We start from the raw sequence: 4,929 nt of genomic DNA, 5'->3' as shown, positions 1-4,929 counted from the left end.
GCTGATGACCTGGCCGTCCACGTTCAACTGGTGCAGGTGACCGCTGCCGTAGTACAGGTGGTTGACCTTGCGGCCATCTGGCAGAGTCAGCGTGGTCAGGTTACTGAGCGGGTCGTACTCATAGCCCAGCGTCCCGTCGGGCGTGATTTCCTGCGTCAGCCGGCCCAGCAGGTCATAGGCGTACTTGAGCTTTTCTTCCGTGATACCAAACTTCTTGCTTGTCCCAGTTGGTTGCCGCTCGATGCTCAGCAACCGGTCGCCATCGTCATAAGCGAATGTCTGCGTTGCATCGCTGTTGATCTTGGCGATCAAGCGGCCAATGGCATCACGCTCGAACAGCGTATGGCGCTCGGGCCGTTCGGCATTCTCGCCATAGCCAATCTCATCCAGTCGCGTCAGATGGCCACCGACGTTGTAGCTGAAACGCCGGGTCAGGTTATCTACCCGCACCTCTTCAATCAGCCGGTCCGACACGTCGTAGGCAAAGCTGTAGGTCGCGTTGTTCTCGTTGACCAGCGACGTCAGTCGCAAGGCCTTGTCATAGCCGTAGCGAACCATCTCTCCTTTCGGGTCCTGACGGTTACTGGGCAAACCACGGGAAGTGCGCAGCAGGCGGGTGGTCTGGCCTTTGCCATCGGTGTGGCTGAGCACCTGGCCAAGGCCGTTGTAAGTGAAGGTTTCCGTGGTGCCGTCCGGGTGGCTGATACGCAGCACTTCGCCGTCGGGCTTGCGCTCCAGTGTGGTGGTCTGATTCAGCGCGTTCGTTACCGCGACCAGGTGCTGGCGCTCGTCATAGCGGTAGTACGTGCTCTTGCCCGAGCAGTCCTGGTAACGCTCGACCTGGGCCAGGGTGTTCCACCACAGGTACTTGGACTTGTAGGTCGCATCGATGATCGTGTGCGGCAGGCCGTCATCGCTGTTCAGGTACTCGGTCATCTGGCCGAGGGCATCGAATTCGGCGAGCAGGTTGCCCTTGTCGTCGTAGCGCGCTCGCCAGGTGCTGCCGTCCGGGTAGCTGACCTGGGTCACCAGTGTAGTCAGGTGGTGATATTCGTAGGTGGTCTTGCGGCCCAGCGGGTCGGCCTCTTCGAGCAAGCGGGAGAACTCGTCGTACTTGAATTGCAGGCGGTTACCGTCCGGCAAGGTCAGGCCAACCATATTACCGTTTTCGTCCAGCTCGATGGCGTAACGCTCGCCACCATAATCGCGACTGGCGACCACGCGGTGGTCGGCGTTGTACTGCACTTCCAGTTCCCGGCCAAGCACATCGGTGGCCCAGCTGGTGCGGGCGTCGAGGTCGTAGCGGAAATGGTAGTGCTCGCCATCGCTGGTCCAGTGCTCGACCACACGCGGTTTGCCGCCGAGGGTTTCCCAGCGGTAGTGGCAGCCCAGGCCCAAGGCGTTGCTGTGGGTCACCATCAGGCCTTCGACATAGCTGAAACTGCGCACGCTGTCGCCGTTGCGGTTGCGCACCGCGCTCAGCTGGCCATGCTCGTCGTAACGGTACTGGGTGAGCGTTTCGACCGCATGGTTGTCCACCACGCGCTTGATATCGGTCAGGCGGCCCAGCGGGTGGTCGTAGTGCAAGTGCACGCGGGTGCCGCCGGTGGCGCTGATGTCGGTCAGGGTACCGTCAGGCGTGCGGGTGAAGTGGAGGAAGTGGCCGAGGACGTTCTCGATACGCTGCAGCGGCACTTCGGTGTTGGTGTCTGGCACTTCACCGAAGTAGAAGAACAGGTTGTCGAGGGTCTGCAGGATGTAGTGGCCGCCCTCGGTGCACACCAGGTACACCTGCTCGTGCGGGTTGTAGATCCGCTCACCCGGTTGCAGGGTCACGAAGGGGATTTCGCGGCCCTGGTTGTCGGTGAGGTAGATGAAACTGCCGCTGCGACGCAGACTCTGTTCCCACGGTAGTATCCAGCCGCGGCCGAGCACGCTGTCGACGGTCAGGTCGCTGGCGTAGAAGCGCGACCACTCGATCGGCATCAGGCCCGGCAGGCTGAAGTCGATTTCATCGGGGATCAGCTTGCGGCCCGTCGTGAGGTCGACGGGGTTGCCGACCAGGCCACCGATGGCTCTGCGCGCCACGGGTTCGACCACGTAGCGGCTGGCCACCTCACCTGCGATGAAGCCTGCGGTGAACTTCAGGGCGCAAGGCATGATGGCTTTCATGCCGGCTTGGGTGCCGACCTTGATCAATTGGGCGATCATGCCGGCGGCACCGGCGACGGCCATCAACGTATCCACTGTGGTGCGTAGCCATTCAGGGACTTCGTCGTCCACCGGCAGGTAACGGTAAGTGCCGCCGCCGATGTAGACATTGTTCGAACCACCGGAAATGGTCGCGCCGCAAGTCAGCTTGTCGCCCTTGCGCGCGGCCGCCACGCCATTGATGAAGACGTTGGTCGAGCCCTCGGCGATCTGCACCTGGCCGGGGTGCTTGCTGCAAGCGCCCAGGCTCTTTTCGACGCGGGCGGCCTTGCGGCTGTTGATGAAGACGTTGGGCGAGGCAGTCAGTATCGTCCCTGAGGGGGATGAAAACAGGCCGCCAAACGCCTCGCCGGCAGCGGTCAGCAAGCTGCCGCCAACCCCCGCCGCGAGACCTGCCAGCAAAGCTACGCCGAACCCGCAGGTGAAGGTGGCAAAGGCCACGGTGGCCACGCTGGCCACCAGTGCGATACCCAGAGCGGCCCCCAGCAGGAAACCGCCCAATGCGCCGGTGTGTGAAATATCGTCGCCGAACCTGGCTGCTTCGAACATGAGGGATTACTCCTGTTCGCCAGGTACGGAACGGCTTGCGATAGCGTCAAGACGCGCCATGACCATCAGCATCTCCCTGTAAACGCTCGGCATGAATCAAGTCATGTGCCGGGTTACCCTCCTTGAGAGCTGCTGAGTTAATAGGCTTGTGCGCCATGGTGTCAACCGTGCGCAGGCCACGCCCTCCGTGGGTTACAGCCCAGGGAGGGCAATATCAAAAAGCCATAACCCAGGGATTTTCTGGGTTTGGACAACAGGGTGCCATACGTTGGCGTGATGCGCGTTCTTTGGATTTTCAGAGGCGTCTGTAAGAAAAAGCCGCAGCTTTCCGCGACCTGCGGTGTTGTGCTGCTCACCTATGCCGCTGAGGCCTACTTGCCCTCTTCCACTTGCTTGCCGTTGGCATCCAGCACCTTGGTCGAGGGGTAGCGGTACGAGGCGTAGCGCACCACCAGGATCGAGAACGCCAGCAGCAGAATGCCCCCGCACAGGTACAGCAGCCCTTCATCCGGCGCCTTGTGGTGCGAAACATCGCCGATCAGCAGGCGGGTGAGCGCGGTGATTGCCACGTACAAGAGGAAGCGGATGGGCATGTGGTTGGTCTTGAAGTAGATCCCGACCATGGCCCCCAGCTCCAGGTAGATAAACAGCAGCAGGATGTCATCGACGCTGATCCCGCCCTTGCCGAGCATGTCCAGGAAGGTGACCACCGCCGCATAGGCGGTGATGGCGCCGATGCCGAACAGGGCAAGGTAATGGAAGGCTTCGACGCACAGGTTGCCCAGCGAGTCGGCCGAGCCGTGCAGGCCCTTGCGCAGTTTTTCTGCCCATTTGATGTTCACGATGTTTCATTCCCCACTACGACTTTCAAGGATGATGCGCCACGGGTGTGACGTTTCTGCCATGCAGTTAAAGGGCCAAGCCCCTGCCATGGGAAGGCGGCCGATTGCCGCAAGGCACTTTGTGGCATGGCAAGCTGCAGAAAATGAAATGGCATTGCGCCAGCAGAAAATCAGATTTAAGCCCTTCCTTGTAGGGCATTTCCCAAAGATACTCCCTGCCATTGTGGTGTTCGGTGGTGCGCACTAGTCTCGGGCGGTCGTTGCCAATCAACGACCGGCTTTGACAGGCCGCCCTGAACTAACCACATGGCTTAGCCGTTATGGCAGCTGTCATGGGGCACCTCGTGTGCGCCGGCTTTTGGTTCTGTTCACCGGTCTGTCAACCCATGTACAGCTGCCGCCTTGATGTTTGACAGCAGAAGGTGGTGGCCCCAATTTTGAACAGGCCTACATCATGCTGAGAGTTATCCCCGATCCGCCCCGCTACATCCATTCCCTCGAATACACCCTGATTCCAAAGGCACATCAGGGGACTGACCAATGACCACAGAAGACACCCAGTTCACCGTCGGCAAGACCACTTTCTACCAGGGCGAAAACGGCACCCACCCGCTATTCCGCATCGAGCCCGGTATCCCGTGCAGGGATGCCCGCGAACAGTCTTCGGAGTTGATGGGGTATGTGCGCGAATTGACCATCACCGGGTTGATGGATGGGAAGCCGATGATGATATGGGCTGCGCATTACTTGAGTGCGATGGCCAAGGCGCTGATGGATGATGCCGAGCTGGGGATGAAGCAGTGAGGGTTTGGCTCTAGGTTGCAGGAGGGCTGGCAGGGGGTTGCCGCAGCATTTTCAGCGCCTGGGAGATCGAGCGCCGCCCGCGCGGCGCTCGATCTCACAGGCGATAAAGATGTTGTGCCGGACGCCCCCGCAAAACACCCCACTGCAATTTCTGCTTGCGAACCAACCCACACTGCCATTACTGTATATAGATACAGTAAATTGCAAACCAGTAAAAAGGCATAGAGGTGATGAATGGCCGTCGAAGTGGTGTACCGCAGCAGCCGCGACCCGGAGCGCTTGTTCATGGATAAGGCAGAAGCCGACCGTCACGACAAAATGCTCGAACTGGCAGAGCGCCTGGCTGAAGTGCTGCATAAGGCAGTGCCATCGCTGACCGAGCAGCAGGTTGAAGAAGCCGGTATCTACATGGCCAAGAATCGCGATGTGTTCGCCCGGGCGTTCAAGAGCCAGCCGGATGCGTTGGCCGAGTTGCTCGACGGGCAATCCGCCGAGTGATTACCTGCACCGGCCTCATCGCTGG

General features: G+C 60.3%; 4 protein-coding genes. 2 read left to right on the top strand and 2 right to left on the bottom strand.

The window, feature by feature from the left end:
- Both G1E_RS21455 and G1E_RS21450 read right to left on the bottom strand, forming a co-directional pair.
- The coding region (locus G1E_RS21455; RefSeq protein ID WP_047150091.1) for a DUF6531 domain-containing protein at positions 1-2,760 on the bottom strand (2,760 nt) is incomplete at its 3' end.
- A 371-nt stretch (positions 2,761-3,131) separates the two neighbouring features.
- The gene (locus G1E_RS21450) at positions 3,132-3,602 is read right to left on the bottom strand and encodes a phosphate-starvation-inducible protein PsiE (RefSeq protein ID WP_009681701.1); all 471 of its coding nucleotides are present in this window, start codon (positions 3,600-3,602) and stop codon (positions 3,132-3,134) included.
- Between the two features lie 540 nt (positions 3,603-4,142).
- Between G1E_RS21450 and G1E_RS21440 the strand changes: the two genes are divergently transcribed.
- Together G1E_RS21440 and G1E_RS21435 are read left to right on the top strand one after the other, a co-directional pair.
- Complete coding sequence (locus G1E_RS21440; RefSeq protein WP_009681699.1) at positions 4,143-4,406, top strand: DUF3077 domain-containing protein; 264 nt, start codon at positions 4,143-4,145, stop codon at positions 4,404-4,406.
- Positions 4,407-4,640: 234 nt separating this feature from the next.
- Entirely contained in the window at positions 4,641-4,904 is a 264-nt protein-coding gene (locus tag G1E_RS21435) for a YebG family protein (RefSeq protein ID WP_009681698.1), read from the top strand.
- Positions 4,905-4,929: the final 25 nt, after the last annotated feature.

Source organism: Pseudomonas sp. TJI-51, from assembly GCF_000190455.2.
Classification (GTDB): domain Bacteria; phylum Pseudomonadota; class Gammaproteobacteria; order Pseudomonadales; family Pseudomonadaceae; genus Aquipseudomonas; species Aquipseudomonas juntendi.
Note: the sequence above shows the minus strand (reverse complement) of the source record. Positions and strands in the feature narration are given on the sequence as shown.